The sequence below is a fragment of the Alkaliphilus crotonatoxidans genome (assembly GCF_054658015.1).
This window is the reverse complement of record NZ_BAAHXS010000006.1, coordinates 764,063-781,058: the sequence shown is the minus strand read 5'-3', so window position 1 is coordinate 781,058 and position 16,996 is coordinate 764,063. Positions and strand designations below refer to the sequence as shown.

The 16,996-nt window shown below is 39.1% G+C and carries 18 protein-coding genes and 1 pseudogene; 4 read left to right on the top strand and 15 right to left on the bottom strand.

Annotated elements, in window-relative coordinates; translation table 11 throughout:
• Positions 1-273 precede the first annotated feature (273 nt).
• On the bottom strand, positions 274-900 hold the full coding sequence (locus ACYQ1I_RS15705) for an HD domain-containing protein (RefSeq protein ID WP_459766995.1): 627 nt from the start codon (positions 898-900) through the stop codon (positions 274-276).
• A 230-nt stretch (positions 901-1,130) separates the two neighbouring features.
• Between ACYQ1I_RS15705 and ACYQ1I_RS15700 the strand changes: the two genes are divergently transcribed.
• Complete coding sequence (locus ACYQ1I_RS15700) at positions 1,131-1,559, top strand: GNAT family N-acetyltransferase (protein WP_459766993.1); 429 nt, start codon at positions 1,131-1,133, stop codon at positions 1,557-1,559.
• 95 nt (positions 1,560-1,654) lie between these two features.
• Here ACYQ1I_RS15700 and yunB read toward each other — a convergent pair whose 3' ends face one another.
• The 3 genes and pseudogenes from yunB to abc-f form a co-directional block, all read right to left on the bottom strand.
• A complete protein-coding gene (gene yunB, locus ACYQ1I_RS15695; RefSeq protein WP_459766991.1) occupies positions 1,655-2,338 on the bottom strand; it encodes a sporulation protein YunB in 684 nt (227 codons plus the stop codon).
• Between the two features lie 86 nt (positions 2,339-2,424).
• Positions 2,425-2,769, bottom strand: a pseudogene (locus tag ACYQ1I_RS15690) (DUF1848 family protein); the annotation flags it as partial.
• A gap of 33 nt (positions 2,770-2,802) precedes the next feature.
• On the bottom strand, positions 2,803-4,401 hold the full coding sequence (gene abc-f, locus ACYQ1I_RS15685) for a ribosomal protection-like ABC-F family protein (RefSeq protein WP_459766989.1): 1,599 nt from the start codon (positions 4,399-4,401) through the stop codon (positions 2,803-2,805).
• Between the two features lie 607 nt (positions 4,402-5,008).
• Here abc-f and ACYQ1I_RS15680 point away from each other — a divergent pair.
• The gene (locus ACYQ1I_RS15680; RefSeq protein WP_459766987.1) at positions 5,009-7,606 is read left to right on the top strand and encodes a transglycosylase domain-containing protein; all 2,598 of its coding nucleotides are present in this window, start codon (positions 5,009-5,011) and stop codon (positions 7,604-7,606) included.
• A gap of 86 nt (positions 7,607-7,692) precedes the next feature.
• On the opposite strand, the gene spoVAEA is transcribed toward ACYQ1I_RS15680, so the two are convergent.
• The 10 genes from spoVAEA to spoIIAA all read right to left on the bottom strand — a co-directional run bounded on the left by spoVAEA (position 7,693) and on the right by spoIIAA (position 13,205).
• Complete coding sequence (spoVAEA, locus tag ACYQ1I_RS15675; RefSeq protein ID WP_459766985.1) at positions 7,693-8,268, bottom strand: stage V sporulation protein SpoVABEA; 576 nt, start codon at positions 8,266-8,268, stop codon at positions 7,693-7,695.
• A gap of 16 nt (positions 8,269-8,284) precedes the next feature.
• Positions 8,285-8,641, bottom strand: coding sequence for a stage V sporulation protein AE (gene spoVAE / locus ACYQ1I_RS15670; protein ID WP_459766983.1), 357 nt, complete (start codon positions 8,639-8,641; stop codon positions 8,285-8,287).
• Between the two features lie 15 nt (positions 8,642-8,656).
• Positions 8,657-9,679: a stage V sporulation protein AD gene (gene spoVAD, locus ACYQ1I_RS15665; protein ID WP_459766981.1), complete on the bottom strand. Its 1,023-nt coding sequence runs from the start codon at positions 9,677-9,679 to the stop codon at positions 8,657-8,659.
• 11 nt (positions 9,680-9,690) lie between these two features.
• A complete protein-coding gene (gene spoVAC / locus ACYQ1I_RS15660) occupies positions 9,691-10,149 on the bottom strand; it encodes a stage V sporulation protein AC (RefSeq protein ID WP_459766979.1) in 459 nt (152 codons plus the stop codon).
• Positions 10,150-10,163: 14 nt separating this feature from the next.
• Complete coding sequence (locus ACYQ1I_RS15655; RefSeq protein WP_459766977.1) at positions 10,164-10,316, bottom strand: hypothetical protein; 153 nt, start codon at positions 10,314-10,316, stop codon at positions 10,164-10,166.
• Positions 10,317-10,326: 10 nt separating this feature from the next.
• Positions 10,327-10,737 carry a stage V sporulation protein AB gene (locus ACYQ1I_RS15650; RefSeq protein ID WP_459766975.1) on the bottom strand — a complete coding sequence of 137 codons (411 nt, stop codon included), beginning with the start codon at positions 10,735-10,737 and terminating at the stop codon, positions 10,327-10,329.
• Positions 10,734-11,366, bottom strand: a complete 633-nt coding sequence (locus ACYQ1I_RS15645) for a stage V sporulation protein AA (protein ID WP_459766974.1) — start codon at positions 11,364-11,366, stop codon at positions 10,734-10,736. Before ACYQ1I_RS15645 ends, ACYQ1I_RS15650 begins: the two co-directional genes overlap by 4 nt.
• A gap of 269 nt (positions 11,367-11,635) precedes the next feature.
• Entirely contained in the window at positions 11,636-12,406 is a 771-nt protein-coding gene (gene sigF, locus ACYQ1I_RS15640; protein WP_459766972.1) for an RNA polymerase sporulation sigma factor SigF, read from the bottom strand.
• 12 nt (positions 12,407-12,418) lie between these two features.
• A complete protein-coding gene (gene spoIIAB / locus ACYQ1I_RS15635; RefSeq protein ID WP_459766971.1) occupies positions 12,419-12,856 on the bottom strand; it encodes an anti-sigma F factor in 438 nt (145 codons plus the stop codon).
• A gap of 13 nt (positions 12,857-12,869) precedes the next feature.
• Positions 12,870-13,205, bottom strand: a complete 336-nt coding sequence (spoIIAA, locus tag ACYQ1I_RS15630) for an anti-sigma F factor antagonist (RefSeq protein WP_459766969.1) — start codon at positions 13,203-13,205, stop codon at positions 12,870-12,872.
• A gap of 284 nt (positions 13,206-13,489) precedes the next feature.
• On the opposite strand from spoIIAA, the gene pflB reads away from it, so the two are divergent.
• Positions 13,490-15,724, top strand: coding sequence for a formate C-acetyltransferase (gene pflB / locus ACYQ1I_RS15625; protein WP_459766968.1), 2,235 nt, complete (start codon positions 13,490-13,492; stop codon positions 15,722-15,724).
• A gap of 27 nt (positions 15,725-15,751) precedes the next feature.
• Entirely contained in the window at positions 15,752-16,498 is a 747-nt protein-coding gene (pflA, locus tag ACYQ1I_RS15620) for a pyruvate formate-lyase-activating protein (RefSeq protein WP_459766966.1), read from the top strand.
• A gap of 20 nt (positions 16,499-16,518) precedes the next feature.
• On the opposite strand, the gene ACYQ1I_RS15615 is transcribed toward pflA, so the two are convergent.
• A complete protein-coding gene (locus ACYQ1I_RS15615; RefSeq protein ID WP_459766965.1) occupies positions 16,519-16,866 on the bottom strand; it encodes a phage holin family protein in 348 nt (115 codons plus the stop codon).
• Between the last annotated feature and the right edge of the window lie 130 nt (positions 16,867-16,996).

Genomic DNA, 16,996 nt, shown 5'->3' with positions numbered 1-16,996 from the left:
TATCGAACATCCTGCTATGCATAGGTGGCATATCCGTTATTCTTGCTGTTGGGTTTCTATGCTATGCATTGGGGCATCACAGAAGCTTCGTTTCCTTGGGGATTGGAAATTACTTACTTGATTTATGCAATGTACTTAATAACTAATTTTATTATATTTCTATCAGCCTTTGATTCCATCGTTGCCCTCCAAGCTCGTCTATTTGGAGGGCATTTTTATGCGATCTTTGTATCTTCGTCAAGCAAAGTAAGCAATGAAATTAAAATAAGATTATTATTCAAGTGATGCCAGTATTTTATCAAAATCCTTTCTCATTGAGTCTTTGGAATTCAAAGCCCTTCGTATTTCCTTCAGTCCCATCGTGTTTTCCTCAGTATTAAGCCAAAGCTTTAAATAACCTCCTTCCCCATATTTTTTTAGAATATGCTCATAGATCCGCTGAAACTGCTGATCGGTGTCATATTCAGGATTGTGATGAAGCCCGTATTGAATAGACCTTAATAGAATGGTGTGATAATCGATATTGCGATCGGCCTCTGCCACAATTTTTCCATAGATACTTCTGGGTTCGTATTTGTTTGAAGCTCTATGATCTTCTACAGCTTCTTTCATAAGTAAAATCTCGTCTTGACTAAACCATTGGGTAAGATTTTCATCCATCGATAATATTAATCCTGAGTTTTTTTCATGGTCTTCCCGTCCCTTTTCAAGGCCAATATCATGATAAGCCGCAATCACATAGACAAGATTCCAATTGACGTCATAATCCTGGGCTATTTCAAGACTTCTGTTGATTACTTTGTAGACATGACTTAAATTATGGGCTTTATCAAACTTTACATATTTAGGAATGATGTTATTTTCTACATATTCTTTAAGCTTCTCTTCAATGTGTGTCATTTCGTTTCCCCCTTATCTCTCCTACTGTTTAAAGGTTAATTATATCATTTGAAGTTCTTTTAAGAAACAGATTCATCCCGATGTTTTTGTTAAAGTTGGATTTAACTTACCTTTACTACCTTTTCTATGTGCATCATTTATTTTACTCAAGCTTTTATTCCTTGAACAATACCATTTTTCAAGTATAATTTAATTAACAAAAAATCTTTTGAAAAAGGACGGCTGATAATATGAATTTAAGAAAATGTAAGGCTAACGAGCTGGATCAATTGGTGGAGCTATGGTATCAGGTTTCATTAAGGGCCCATGACTTTATACCGGCAGAATATTGGTATAATGCCAAAAAGGATATGATGGAAAAGTATATGCCTATGGCAGAGACCTATGTCCTGGACGAAGATAATGAAATTGTTGGTTTTGTTTCAATGGTAGATAATTATTTAGCGGCTATTTTTATATCATTGGAGTGGCAGGGAAAGGGGTGTGGCAAAAATCTATTGAACTATATCAAAGAAACCAGAGATGAGATAAGCTTAAAGGTATTTGTAAAAAATAAGAAAGCCTGTCAATTTTACTTAAAAAACGGCTTTCAAATAAAGGAGGAATTAGTAGATGAAGATTTAAATGAAGCAGAATATGTTATGGTTTGGAATAAGTAGCTGGGGCTGGGCCCCAGCCAGAGTTTCAAATGTAAAGTTATATATCCTATTCAATTTCTAGGTAATTCCTATATATCTTTTCCGCTAAGGTTAGTCTAATTAGCAACTATGGGATTAATATTTAGCATTTTATCATCTGGAACCTGAATGTAACTCTTGGGGACCCTCCCTACAATTACCGTCTCTGCCAAAGGAACATAGGTGGTGACCTTGATATTGTTTGTACTAAAGGGTACAATTACCCTTACATCGGTTGTTACAATTAGAAATATACGGTGGCGTGTTTGATTAATACCCGATTGTTCAAATTCAGTTCCAAAATTTACATCTACCATCCCTAAGGGAGTAACAGTCAATTTGATTTTGGGGCCATATTGTGCTAATAATTGACTACCCAATGCATTTCCCAAGGGAATACGATCAGAAGTAGTTCTGATCTGCTTTAAATGCTCTTGAATAGTTAATGCTACATCAGAGGCAATCTTATTCATATACATAGTATTAGCCTGCATCATAGTAATATTGCCTTCATGATCCTCCTTAATGGAAATCAAATCCTTATACTCTATCCCCTGTTCCAAAACAAAGCTCATCGCTTGATTAACGGCCCTTGTTGTTAGTTCCTGGGCCTTTAAATCCCCTATGGCCTGTACAGTTGGGGTAATTTCACGATCTATATATATAAAGCCAATGATTGAAGTACTCATTAAAAAGATAAATATAAACAGTATCTTATATTTTAGTACCTGTTTCCTTCTCGTGATATACAAGCAAAACACCCCCTTGTATCAATATATGTTTGGGGGGGGTGAATTGTGTTTTATATTTATATATATATCGCTTAGCAAAGAATATAATCATTTATTCAAACATCGATATTTGATGATCTACTAACGAAACCACTTTTACGATTCCTTAGAAACTCACCCTCCCTAATATACCCGTCACCTACCAGAATTGGAGCATCTTTATTGTGTTCCTTGATATTGGCTGTTACCTTAGCTTGATTAAAATTGGCGTAACAATAAAGACATTGATTCGTGCAGGTATTATATTGTCCTATGTCAACACTGGAAGCATAGCCGCAATGGAGCCTTTGGTTTGTATCCTTATTAACCAGTAGAGGAGCGCCAATTATTCTTCCTATCTGAGTTGCATCAATACACCGGCTGGGCTGTATACCCAAATGCTCCAGAGAAATTGCTTCAGAGCAGGACTTAAGGCAATCTTCTTAGATAGAAAGCTATTTGAGAACAGCCCTTAGGGCTTTAATTTGATTTAATACTTTTTGGTATTCAAAATCTAAAGCCTGTAGCTCATTGGGCTTCGGGCCCATACTAATTTTACCTATTAATTCACTCAATTGGGTTTCCAGTCGCATAAGCTCCATTTTTTTCTGCTGCTGATCCTCAGGGCATTTTTTTCTAAGTCTTTCAAGGTATTGGGTATAATTTCCCTCGAAATAAGTTCCTATTCCCTTTTCAATCAGCAATAATTTTGTAGCAACACGATCAATCAATCTACGGTCATGGGAGACAAACAATAGTGTTCCTCCATAATCAAGCATGACCTCCTCCAGGGCTTCCAGAGAATAAATGTCCAGATAGCTTCCCGGTTCATCTAGTATTAAAAAATTAAATTCACTGCAAAAAAGCTTCGCAAGCTGTACCTTAACCCGTTCACCGCCGCTTAATACATTAACAGTTTTATAGACCTGATCTCCCTTAAGAAGTAATCTGGCCAGTAAAATTCTAACATAGGTTTCAGGATAAACACTCTCCTCCATAACATTTTCCAATATGGAAGCATTTTCATTAAGGTTTTTTAAATTTTGATGAAAGTAGCCAATTTTTGCGCTAGGGGCAATATAAATTCCTTCATATCCCTGGGTGATCAAATTGATCAAAGTCGTTTTTCCACAGCCATTATTACCCATCAATGCAACTTTATCACCATTTTTAACTAGCAGATTAATATTCTTTAATAGTATTTTATCTGGGTAGGAAAAGCTTATATCCTCCATTCTGATTATATATTTACTTTTTAGCATCTGCTCCTCCAAAAGATCCATTTTGCTCCTTTGGGGCGCTAAGGGCTTTTCTTTTACTTCAAGCTGTTGAATCCTTGATTCAATTGCCTTGGCCGTCTTTTCAATTTTAGTCTTTTTAGCATTCACTCCCCTCTTATGAAGCCTGGCCTCAGAATTACCCATACGCTTAGGGGTTTTTCTCATGGTCTTTGACTTTTGGCTTATTTGCTGCTTTACATCATATAAACGCTTTTTCTCTTTGATATAATCTTCATATTCCCTTTGGCTGCGGGCTAGGTCTGCCTCCTTTTGAAGAAGATATTGACTGTAATTTCCACTATACCCTTTAATCCTTCCCCCTTCAATTTCAATGATTTTGTTGCACAATTGATCTAAAAACCCTCTATCATGGGATATGACCACCAGCGCTCCGGTAAATTCTCCAAGGCGTTTTTCCAGCATCTCAATTCCTTTAAAATCTAAATTGCTGGTTGGTTCATCGGCTAAAAGAACAGCAGGCTGTTGCTTTAGGGCATGGTCGATTTTTATTCGGGTTTTTTCGCCGCCGCTTAATTGATCTTGATCAATACTTGTGTCAAATTGGCGAATATAACCTATCTTTCCCAAAATTTTAATATCACCTTCATGATTTTGATCTTCACCGGCTAAAATATTCATTAGAGTTGTTTTGCCTGAACCATTCAATCCTACCATTCCAATACGATCGCCTTCATAGATGGTGAGGGAATCAATTTTAAAAAGCAGCCTGTCACCAATTTCCTTTTTTATATTCTTTGCATCTATTAAAAGCATAAAAAAACCTCCCTTTTTCTAGAGAGGATAATTTGACATTGCCCTAAATATAGGTTTCTATTTTGGAAATTCCATAGAAATAACCTATATTGATAGATTAAACGACTGCTGCCGCGCAATCAAAAAAAGTTAATAAAAATTAAAAATAAATTTAATTTTATATTCAAGGCAACGCAAAAAGGCATAATTTATATGCTATCCTATCTAGAACTGTGTTATTGATTTTATAAAAACAGACCCAGTAATTAATAGGATTATTTTTGCATTGCTCCGACACACAACCTTTCATTTAATGATAATTATAGTATATGTCAAAAGTACTTTCTTTACAAGCTTTTTTACTGAATATATGCCTTTAAGCCGGGAACAAAAAGATATTACAATCAGTCTAATAATTAACCTATGGTATTGTTGGGAAATTTTGTATATAAATCTGCAATTTCCCCCATACTTAAAATAAAACAGATTATAAATAAATGTGGTATAATGTTTAAGGGATCATAGATTATTATTTCGTTTAACAAGGTTTCGTAATTGTGTTATAATTATCTTGCCTTTATATGCTGTTGACTTGAGACGCTACTCTTATTTAGATGGAGGTAAATTTATGTCAGATAAAAGACCAACAAATGAACAAAGGGTGAAAACCAAAAAATCTAAAAATAAGAAGATAAGTATCCTGAGGGTGATATTAGTTTCCATCATCTTTATTGGTATTATCGGTACCGGGGCTGTGATGGGAATTGTGGCGGGAATTATTAAGGATACGCCTCCCATTGACCCCTCTAATATCTATGAAAGGCTTGAAGAAAGCTCCTTCATATTGGATGCTAACGGAGAAGTAATTGAAAAGATCCAGAGCGACAATGTAAGAATTATTGTGGAATATCAGGATATTCCCAAGCATGTTCGAGATGCCTTTGTGGCCATCGAAGATGAGCGTTTCTGGACCCATAATGGAATTGATCTTAAAGGGATTATGCGTGTCATCTGGACCAACCTGACTAGCGGTACAAGGCATGGAGCCAGTACAATTAATCAGCAGCTAGCCATTAACCTGTATCTTTCAAGGAACGATAAAAGCTATACCCGTAAAATTAAGGATATGTACTACGGTATTCAACTAGATCGCCAGCTGTCAAAGGAACAGATACTTGAGGCCTATTTGAACACAATTAACCTGGGCGGGGTAGCCCATGGGGTACAAGCTGCATCCCTCACTTATTTTTCAAAGGATGTCAGTGAGTTGACCATAGCAGAAGCCGCATTAATTGCAGGAATTACCCGTTATCCTTCCAGATATTCTCCTATTAAAACCCTTTACAAGGAAGATGTATCTGAGGATGATTATATTTTAGATGATTCCAATTCAATCTATACAATTGTTTTTAATGAGCTTTCATTAGATAGGCAAAAAACCGTATTGAATGTAATGAAAAGAGTAGGTTCTATTACAGAAGAAGAATATGAGGAAGCCTTGGCTGAAGATATAAAGGCAAGTCTTAAACCTAATCGTCTTAACACAGAAGATATTTCCTCTTACTTTGGTGACCTTGTTAAAAAGGATGTAATCAAGGCTCTTGAGAACATTGGCTATTCCAGGGAAGAGGCTCAAAACATGCTGTATTCCGGCGGATTAAAAATTTACAGTACAATGGATGTAAGGGCTCAGAAAATACTGGAAGAGGAATATGAAAATCCTGATAACTTTCCAGGTACTTTGAAGGATTCCGAAGGAAACCTGATTCGTGATGAGGAAGGTAATATTCAGCCTCAATCTGCCATGGTCATTTTAGATCCCTATACTGGTGAAATTAAGGCATTAGTTGGTGGTCGAATGACCTCTGGGCAAAAAATACTCAATCGTGCCTTAACACCACGTCAGCCCGGTTCATCCATCAAACCCATTGCTGTTTATACAGCGGCTGTTGATCGTGGCATGACAGCAGGTACTGTAATTGATGATATTCCAGTATACTTTAATCGAGCAACCCCCAATACGCCCTGGCCTAACAACTGGTACAGTGCCCGCTATTATGGCCTGATGACCATGAGAGAATCGATCCAGCAATCCAGTAATACAGGTGCAGTCATTTTTGCCAGTATGCTTGGCCCCAATGATAACACCTCTATTCAAACAATGCTTGAGTATATGAAAAATATGGGGATTTCAACGGTAGTTACTTCCGATAACCCTGTTACCATTAACGGCAAGCGATATACAGATGAAAACTATTCAACTGCCCTGGGCGGTATGACAAGGGGAGTTACACCTTTAGACTTAACAACTGCCTATGGTGTTTTAGCCAATGATGGTGTAAAAATCGAGCCAATTACCTTTACAAAAATATATGATCGTAATGGTAAGCTGCTAATTGAAAATAAACCAAATACTACCCGGGTTGTAACACCTCAGGTGGCCTATGTTTTAACGGATATGCTCAAGAGTGCCGTAACATCAGGTACTGGTTCGAGGGCTAAACTAGATAATAGTAATAGCCATATTCCTGTTGCCGGAAAAACAGGAACGACTTCTGACCGAAAGGATGCCTGGTTTGCAGGCTATACACCCTATTATGCCGCCTCTGTTTGGATTGGAAATGATATGCCTAAGCCTTTGGTCGATGGTAGTGCGGTGGCCGCCAGACTGTGGCAGAAGGTTATGGCGAGAATTCATGAGGGCTATAGCCCTAAGGGATTTGAAGAGCCTGAAGGAATAGAGCGGGTTGCCATTTGTACAAAGTCTGGTAAGCTGGCAGGAGAATATTGTGCCCTTGACCCAAGGGGAAGCACCGTAAGAACAGAGATCTTTGTAAAGGGAACAAAACCAACGGAGGTATGTGATGTCCATGTGCTGGCTGAAGTCCACGCCCCCACAGGAAAATTGGCAACTGATCTGACTCCCCCCTGGGAAATTGAAACAAAGGTATTTGTTAAACGACCTGTACCCTACTACCCAGAAGCGCACAACGGTATAACACCAAGGGATTATATCTATGAGCTGCCAAGAGAATATTATGATCCTTTGGTAGACTATCTGGATGTATCGCCAAATCCTCCAGACTATAATAATGAACCAGACAATGGGTCAGAGGATACCGTCGATACAATTATCGATACTGAGCCTAATAATAATGATGAGGGGCCGAATAATTTAAGAAATCGCAGAAACCAAAATAACAATAATCAAAATGACGGCAATTAAGTTAAAAAAAGCTGCAACCAATGGGTGTTGCAGCTTTTTCTTTATCATTTTAATTGACATAATATTAATATTGTGAACCTTTAATTCTATGTCATCCTCTTATAGCGATTCAAAATTTCTTCAAGGGCCCTGGTTACCACTGGACCGCCCTTCTTGATGTCATCTTTTCCATGCATTTTACCAACGTCACCTATTCCAATGACCAGCGGTCTTTTAGGGGATGAAGCAATCACATCCACTGTATCTCCATATAACACCCGGTCATAGGTAGGATTGCCATCCTTGTCAACGGCCTCATCTATTAAATTCCCCATAGCATCAATGGAAAAATCCACTTTAACCCCCTCCACCTCTTTTGTATTGGAGGCCACGGCTATAATTCCCATCACTTCCAAATCAGGGTGATTCATCAGTTGCTCTAAGGCCCTTTCTCCAATTCCCCTATTGACGTTTCCTTCATCATCGGTCATCACCACCACCGGGTCATAAAGGGCCTCCTTAATTAATTCCACAATTTCTTCTGCTGTTAAAGGGGTTGGGTTTCCGCCAGATTGAGATATACATCGGCCGCCAATGTTTTTTACAGCCCTCTCAATGGTCTTTTGGGCGCAGGTATCCCCATCAGTAACAATAATTACCTTTCGTTTATTTGTGTTTCCCATAAGTTCACCCTCAATTCTAAGGTTTTGTTTTTGGTGTAAATAAAAGTGCCATTACATAGCCAAATACAACAGCGGCAGAAATTCCTCCCGAGGTAGCCTCTACTCCCCCTAAAAAGGCTCCTAAAAATCCCCTGGTTTTGACCCCCTTAATGGCTCCCTTCGCCAGAGAATACCCAAAGCCAGGTAAGGGAACCGTGGCTCCTGCTCCGCCAATTTCTACTAGGGGCTCATATAATCCCAGGGCAGTCAAAATGACCCCTGCCGTTACAAAGATCACCAATACGTGGGATGGAGTCAGCTTTGTGGCGTCCATCAGTATTTGACCAATTACGCAGATTAACCCGCCAATGATAAAAGCGTATACATAGCTCATTGCTTCTCCCTGCCTTTAGTTCATTTTTTTACTGATTATACTGACACCATGGGCAATGGAAGGAATTGATTCCCCTTGCTGGGCACTGGTAGGAGAAAACAGGGCTCCTGTTGAAACCAATAAAATACGGTTTAAATTCATGAGCTTTAGTTGCTTGAATAAGTAACCGCAAAGGACTACAGCAGAGCATCCGCAGCCACTTCCTCCCCCGTGGGTATCCTGTTTCATACCATCAAAAATTTTAATGCCGCAATCAGTAAAATTTTTATCTACCTGAAAGCCTTGTTTTTTGATTAAGTCAACGGCTAAATCCCTTCCATACTTGCCTAAATCCCCTGTAATAATCAAATCGTAATCCTGAGGGCTCAGGCCTGTATCATTAAAATGAGTGACAATGGTATCTGCTGCTGCAGGAGCCATGGCTGCTCCCATGTTATTGGCATCAACGATACCGTAATCAATAATTTTCCCTGGGGTAGCATGGGTAATAAAGGGCCCTTCATTGCGGTTACCCAAAAGGGCTGCACCTGCCCCTGTCACGGTCCATTGAGAGGTTAAGGGCCTTTGATTTCCTAATTCCAATGGAAATCGAAATTGACGCTCTGCCGATGAAAAGTGACTGGATGCAGTGGCAATAACATAATCTGAAAAGCCTCCGTCGATGGCCATCGCCGCCAGGCTTAAAGACTCTGCCATGGTGGAACAGGCTCCGTAAAGGCCAAAAAAGGGAATTTTTAAATCCCTTACAGCGAAGGAGGTAGACATAAGCTGATTTAAAAGGTCTCCCCCAAATAAATAATCGACATCAGCAATATTTATGCCCTCCTTTGAAATTGCCAATTTAACTGCTTCCTTCATTAATTTACTCTCAGCCATTTCCCAGCTGTCTTCACCGTAAAGATCATCATCAATAATTTGATCAAAATAGTCCCTTAACGGTCCCTGTCCCTCTTTTGGACCAACTATCGAAGCAGTTTTAATAATGGCTGGTGGATTTAAAAATTGAATTGACTGACTTCCTATTTTTTTGACCGCCATAAGAACCCCCCTTACCTATTAAGAAAATAATAGATCATCCCCACAATCACTGAAGAGGTAATGCCGTAGACCAACACTGGCCCCGCTAGAGAGAACATTCTGGCCGCTACACCAAAAACAAAGCCTTCACGTTTAAATTCCATGGCAGGGGAAACAATAGAATTGGCGAAGCCTGTAATGGGAACAATTGAGCCTGCACCGGCCCGCTTGCCAATTAAGTCATATATGCCGATTCCCGTCAATAGTGCCCCTATAAAGATCATCACCAAGGTTGTAGCGTTGGTGGCCTCTAAATGGGTTAAGCCTAACCTGGATTCAATTTGATTATGAATAAACTGGCCGACAGTACAAATTATACCGCCGGTTATAAAAGCCCAAAGACAATTTTTTATATAATTAGGCTTTGGTATGATCTTTTCTACCTGCTCTTGGTATTTCCTTATTTCTGATGTAGGATACTTTTTAGCCACGGGCTTCACCCCTATTAACGAATTTCGTTGACAACCTGATGGAGCTTTAAATCTTCTAAATCAAGCCCCTTACTTTTTCTTATCTTGATTCGAATGATTATATCTTCTCTATTTTTTCCAACTTCCGGTGAAAATTGTTTTTGGTAATAGCATTGCTTATTGAACATAAAATCCCTCCTAAGGAGTTACAAGCCATTGAATAAATGAACCCAATACCTTTCCCAAAATGAGGGAATAGAGAATATAAATCACATATCCCTCCAGACGAAAACGCCTTACAACCACTGGAATCACATTCATCACCTCTGCCAGGGCCGAGGCCAGTAGACCGACAAAGGTTCCAATAAAAAAGCCGACAATGATTACGGTAATTGCACCGAGTCCTAGAATATGGTCGCTCAAAGACATATAGGCAGCTAAAACAGCACCACCTATAATTACATTTTCATATAGGGTAATATATTGATAGGTTTTAGTTAATTGTGCCAACCGGGGAATGATATCCAATAGGGTTAAGAGGGCTACAATACCGCTTCCCACAATAATGCCATTGGAAAAGCCCAGAAAGATGACCAATACCTTACTCATTTTGATCCCTTCTTAATTAAATCAAATTTGGCATCATTCCCCTTTAGATAGGCGTCCATATTTTGCTGATACATATAAATTTCTACCTCCAAAGGACTGGGCTCTTGATTAATTCGTTTCTTAAATACATGATTAAAAAAAACCGACATGCCGGCACCGATTCCCAAGCTGTAGGGAATCTGCAATAAAAGCGGCGATTCGGTTTCGACACCGGTAACAATTTTATAAATTCCTTTATGGGCCTGCCTCATGTCAACGTCGGAATGGAAATTAATAATGGCAGTAATTGAACCCATAAATAAAAGAAAGCAAACCAGTGCCAGCCGAATATACAAATATCTATCGGTTTTTTGATCTCCATCAACAAAATTAACCAGCATCTCTGAAGAACCCAGGGTAAAGATACGATATTGGGGATATTTTGCTTTAATCATTTCAATAACACTGAGCATCTGGATTGTAAATCTGGTAGGCCCTTGAGGGCTATTGTCTGTCAGCTTGATTTCTTCTATTAATTTCTTATCCTCAGGGCTTCCGTAAATTTCAATTAAATCCTTTAAATATACGCTCTGACCCAATTGAATCCTGGCCTTATCCTTAAATTGAATATAAATTTCTCGTTGTTCCACAGCAATCCCCCCCATAATAAGAAGTATGATAAACCAGGTCTGCCTTTTCAGGCGGTTCTTTGGGGGCCCTGGTATTAAAATAAAACCAGGAGCTCAATATAAGGATCATGGCAAACAATATAATCTTAAGCTTATGTTGAAGTATTTTTTTAATCATTCTTAATTCACCTGCCTTGATCATATTATTTGCGAAAAATGATATTTAATTCTAATATACTTTCGCAACCAAAATAGACCTGTGCAATCTGACAGCATAAAAAAAGATGACATTAAGCCATCTTCATTAAGTCTTTCATCGACTTTAGTATTTTTTTCTCAATTCTAGAAACCTGTACCTGGGAAATACCTAATACTTCAGCAATTTCAGTCTGGGTCTTGTCTTTGAAATACCTCAAAATAATAATTTGTCGCTCCCTTGGCTCCAGCTTGGCAATAACATCCTTTAGTAGAATCCGGTCTATTACTTCATTATCCTCCGGAGAATCGGTTTCCCCAATTTTATCCATTAAATGGATAGGTGCCCCATCATCGTGATGAATGACATCATAAAGATATTCCGGATGGGAACTGGAATCCAGGGCCATAACAATTTCTTCCTTTGAAATTTTTAGGTCATCGGCAATTTCCTGCAACGTGGCTTCCCTTCCCAATTCCCTTGTTAAGCGTTCTTTAGAATATTTAATTTTAGAAGCGGTCTGCTTTAAGGATCGAGAAACCTTTATGATTCCATCATCCCTTAAAAACCGCTTAATTTCACCCAATATCATCGGTACAGCATAGGTTGAAAAACGTACATCAAAGCGGGTATCGAATTTATTAATGGCCTTAATTAAGCCTATACACCCCAGCTGAAAAAGATCTTCCTTTTCATAGCCTCTATTATTAAAGCGCTTAATAACGCTTCTAACCAAACCTAAATTATGACTTACTAAGGTTTCCTGTGCTGCTGTATCCCCCTGCTGGGCCTTTGCGATGAGTTCCATCGTTTCTTCATGCTCTAAAACATCAATTTGTTCCCCTGATAACCCTGTAATATTCATTTTATCGACCCCTTACTCTACCTTGAGGCTTTTGAAATTTTTTACCATTCTTATTTTTGTTCCCTTATTGGGCTCAGAATATACATTTACTTCATCCATGAAGGTTTCCATTACTGTAAAGCCCATTCCAGAACGCTCCAGCTCAGGTTTGGAAGTATATAGGGGCTCCATTGCCTGAGAAATATCACTAATTCCTTTTCCTTCATCCTCGATGAATATTTCCAATTGTGTATTTCTAATTGTACAAATCACCCGTACAATTCCCATGGAATCTTCATATCCATGGATAATTGCATTGGTTACAGCTTCTGATACGGCAGTTTTAATATCAGCTATTTCTTCTAGCGTTGGATCAAGCTGAGCAGCAAAGGAAGCCACCACGACCCTTGCAAAGGCCTCGTTTTGAGATTTACTGTCAAATTCCAGTTTCATGTGATTTTTATAATCCATTTATAACACTCCTTTACATGCGATTAAGGGCTTCATTTAAATTGTCATATTTCTCTACAATTTTATAGAGACCCGATAATGTAAAAATTTTATCTACCTTCTCCGAAACCTTTATAATTGCAACCTTTCCGCCAAGCTTTGATATATTTTTATAACGTCCCATAATTACACCAATCCCAGAGCTGTCCATAAAACGTAAATTGCTCAAATCAAAAATTAGATTTTTAATACGTTTTTGTTCAATGGCCTCATCTAAATCGTTGCGTATTTCTTCAGAAACATGATGATCAAGCTCTCCATCAAGCTTCACGATTAATTTGTTGTCAATAATTTCGTAGTTTAGTAACAACTTGTCCCCTCCTCTTCTGTAGTTTAATCCCCTATAGATTCTACTAATTTGAAGTGAACTCCTTCATAGAAAAAACACTAGTTTTGTTATATTTTGAAGGCCATTGTGGTGTAAATAAGCAGATCATGCCGTATTTTGTTGTATTAAAGAAAAGTAAAAAAATAACATAATAAATACAGAGGAATATTGTATACATTATACATAATTTATGGTAGAATACTATTAAAGATAATAATTTTCATTTAATTTAAAGAACTACTATATCCTTAAAAGGAGTGATTAAAATGGAATATCCAAACAGCTTTATTAAAGGAAAATGGACCCAAGAGGTCGATGTCAGGGATTTCATTCAGCTTAACTATACCCCCTATGATGGTGACGGCTCCTTTTTAGCAGGACCTACCGAAGCTACTAAAATGCTTTGGCAGCAAGTTTCTAAATTGATGGATCAGGAACGAAAAAACAAGGGTACCCTTGATGTCGATACTGAAATTGTATCAACCATTGTTTCCCACAGTCCAGGATATATTGATAAGAACCGTGAAAAAATTGTAGGACTGCAAACCGATAAGCCCTTAAAAAGAGCTATTTTACCCTATGGTGGTATTCGTATGGTTGAAAACGCTTGCCAGGCCTATGGCTACCAGCTATCGCCTGAAATTAGTGAGACTTTTCATCGACACCGTAAAACCCACAATGATGGTGTATTTGATGTTTACACCCCTGAAATGCTGGCAGCCCGTAAGGCTGGTATCATCACCGGCCTGCCCGATGCCTATGGTCGAGGCAGAATTATTGGTGATTATCGAAGGGTTGCCCTTTATGGCATAGATTTTTTGATTGAGGAAAAGATCCAGCAAATAAAATCCCTTGATGTTGAACAAATGACTGAAGAAGTAATCAGACTTCGGGAAGAGCTGGCGGAACAGGTAAAGGCCCTTAAGGAATTAAAGGAAATGGCAAATGACTATGGCTTTGATATATCAAGGCCTGCCGCTAATGCCCAGGAAGCTGTACAATGGCTCTATTTTGGATACCTGGCAGCAGTAAAAGAACAAAATGGAGCAGCCATGAGCCTGGGACGAGTCTCTACCTTTTTAGATATTTATTTTGAAAAGGATATTAAGGAAGGTATCTTGACTGAAGAAGCAGCTCAGGAGCTGATGGACCACTTTGTCATGAAGCTCAGAATGGTAAGATTCTTAAGAACACCCGAATATAACGATCTTTTTAGCGGAGATCCCGCATGGGTAACGGAATGTTTGGGGGGGATAGGACTTGATGGCCGCCACCTGGTGACCAAAACCTCCTTCCGTATCTTAAATACCCTATATAACCTAGGCCCTGCCCCAGAACCAAATTTGACCATATTATGGTCTACAAAGCTGCCAAAGAACTTTAAGGATTTTTGTGCCAAAGTTTCAATTGATACAAGCTCAATTCAATATGAAAACGATGACTTAATGCGTCCCCATTGGGGAGACGATTATGGAATTGCCTGCTGTGTTTCAGCCATGAGAATCGGAAAGCAAATGCAATTCTTTGGCGCCCGATGCAATTTAGCTAAGGCTCTGCTTTACGCAATCAATGGAGGAGTTGACGAAAAAGCAGGTATTCAGGTGGGCCCTAAGTTTGAACCCATTACCACAGATATACTTGACTATGAAGAAGTCATGGAGAAGTTCGATACCTTTATCAATTGGCTGGCAAAGCTATATGTAAACACCTTGAATGTCATTCACTATATGCATGACAAGTACGCCTATGAAAGAATTCAAATGGCCCTTCATGATCGTGATGTATTAAGAACCATGGCCTGCGGAATAGCCGGTTTGTCAGTTTGCACCGATTCCTTAAGTGCGATCAAGCATGCCAAAGTAAAGGTTATAAGGAATGAAGCGGGCTTTGCTGTAGATTATGAAATAGATGGCGATTTCCCTAAGTATGGTAACAATGACGATCGGGCCGATTCCATTGCTGCATCCCTTGTAAAGAAATTTATGGATGCCATTAAAAAGAACAAAACCTATCGTGATGCCCTGCCTACTCAATCGGTTTTAACTATTACCTCAAATGTGGTTTATGGTAAAAAGACAGGTAATACACCGGATGGCCGTAAGGCTGGCGAACCCTTTGCACCGGGAGCGAATCCCATGCATGGAAGGGATGAAAAGGGAGCCTTGGCTTCTCTGTCCTCTGTGGCAAAGCTGCCCTATCATCATTCATTAGACGGTATTTCCTATACCTTCTCCATCATACCCAAGGCCTTAGGAAAGACACCAGAGGAGCGAATCAATATTCTCGCTTCCCTGCTGGACGGCTATTTCTCACAAAATGGGCATCACATCAATGTTAACGTATTTGAGAGGGAAACCCTGTTGGATGCTGTAGAGCATCCCGAGAAGTATCCCCAATTAACCGTTCGAGTTTCCGGATATGCTGTTAATTTTATTAAACTAACCCGAGAACAGCAAATGGATGTAATTAATAGAACTTTCCATGGTGCTATTAGCTCATAAAGGAATTAGAAAGGTAGGTGATGACCCGTGTCCATTAAAGGCAGAATTTATTCAATTGAAACCTTTGGTACTGTAGATGGACCAGGAATCAGATATGTTGTATTTCTTCAGGGTTGTCCCCTTCGGTGCCAGTATTGTCACAATCGTGACAGCTGGGACCCCAAGGGGGGGACAGAAACCACTGTAGAGGAACTGGTTAATGATATTAAAAAATATACTCCTTTTATGCAGGCCTCCGGAGGTGGTGTCACCCTGAGTGGCGGCGAGCCTACCCTTCAGCTTTCCTTTGTGACCGCCCTGGCAAAGGAGCTGAAGGCCCTGGGAATTCACGTTGCTTTAGATACCTCAGGCTTTGTAGCCTTCGAAGCCGTAAAGGATCTGATCAACTATGTTGATTTGGTTCTACTGGACCTAAAGGAAATGAATCCCACAAAACATCGGGCTTTGACCTCGGTTGATAACCAAAAAATACTTGATTTTGCCCAGGCCATGTCCAATCACAATATTCCCCTCTGGATTAGACATGTGGTGGTTCCCGGAGTAACCGACAGCAAGGCGGATTTAGTCAGCCTGGCCCAATATCTTCAAGGCCTGAAAACCGTAGAAAGGGTTGATTTACTTCCCTATCATTCTATGGGAAAGTTTAAATGGAAAAGGCTTGAACTGGATTATCCGCTGGAAGCGATACCAGATGCAACGGATTCAGTTATTCAAAAAGCTGCTTCCATCCTCAGGGAGTATGGTCTTAATACAAAAAGCAGTGTAGTTGCTTAACCGCACTGCTTTTTTCATGCTTAGCGCTTTTTCACCCCTAAAACACTGCTTAAAATCATATTGACAACACTGATTAAAATTGAACCAACAACCGCATCAAGAAATCCTCTTACTTCAAAGCCGGAAACCAGGCCTGCTGCCAGCTTTAACACGATACCATTAATAATAAAGGTAAATAATCCCAGGGTCATTACATTAATTGGTAAGGTAAATAATAAAAGCAAAGGCTTAATTATGGTATTTACAATTCCTAAAATAGCGGCAGCCAAAAGGGTGGCTTCAAAACCGGTTACGTTAATGCCAACCATTAAATAGGCTATCACATAAATCGATAAAGCACTAACAAACCATCTAGCTAAAAATTTCATTGAGGGTCCCTCCTTACATATTTACTGCGTTCTTATTTGCTACAGACTTATTCATATTCATACCCCTATTTCTGTGCTATACTATCATTATAGTAGGTTTCAGCACATTTTACCAGTCTACGGATTAAAT

Bases quoted from the DNA above. Each gene is read 5' to 3' on its own strand.
- ACYQ1I_RS15680 (WP_459766987.1), top strand. From the start codon at position 5,009: ATGTCAGATAAAAGACCAACAAATGAACAAAGGGTGAAAACCAAAAAA.
- ACYQ1I_RS15705 (WP_459766995.1), bottom strand. From the start codon at position 900: ATGACACACATTGAAGAGAAGCTTAAAGAATATGTAGAAAATAACATC.
- spoIIAB (WP_459766971.1), bottom strand. From the start codon at position 12,856: ATGGATTATAAAAATCACATGAAACTGGAATTTGACAGTAAATCTCAA.
- spoVAD (WP_459766981.1), bottom strand. From the start codon at position 9,679: ATGGCGGTCAAAAAAATAGGAAGTCAGTCAATTCAATTTTTAAATCCA.
- sigF (WP_459766972.1), bottom strand. From the start codon at position 12,406: ATGAATATTACAGGGTTATCAGGGGAACAAATTGATGTTTTAGAGCAT.
- spoVAE (WP_459766983.1), bottom strand. From the start codon at position 8,641: ATGAGCTATGTATACGCTTTTATCATTGGCGGGTTAATCTGCGTAATT.
- ACYQ1I_RS15655 (WP_459766977.1), bottom strand. From the start codon at position 10,316: ATGTTCAATAAGCAATGCTATTACCAAAAACAATTTTCACCGGAAGTT.
- pflB (WP_459766968.1), top strand. From the start codon at position 13,490: ATGGAATATCCAAACAGCTTTATTAAAGGAAAATGGACCCAAGAGGTC.
- ACYQ1I_RS15650 (WP_459766975.1), bottom strand. From the start codon at position 10,737: ATGAGTAAGGTATTGGTCATCTTTCTGGGCTTTTCCAATGGCATTATT.
- ACYQ1I_RS15700 (WP_459766993.1), top strand. From the start codon at position 1,131: ATGAATTTAAGAAAATGTAAGGCTAACGAGCTGGATCAATTGGTGGAG.
- spoVAEA (WP_459766985.1), bottom strand. From the start codon at position 8,268: ATGGGAAACACAAATAAACGAAAGGTAATTATTGTTACTGATGGGGAT.
- ACYQ1I_RS15615 (WP_459766965.1), bottom strand. From the start codon at position 16,866: ATGAAATTTTTAGCTAGATGGTTTGTTAGTGCTTTATCGATTTATGTG.
- abc-f (WP_459766989.1), bottom strand. From the start codon at position 4,401: ATGCTTTTAATAGATGCAAAGAATATAAAAAAGGAAATTGGTGACAGG.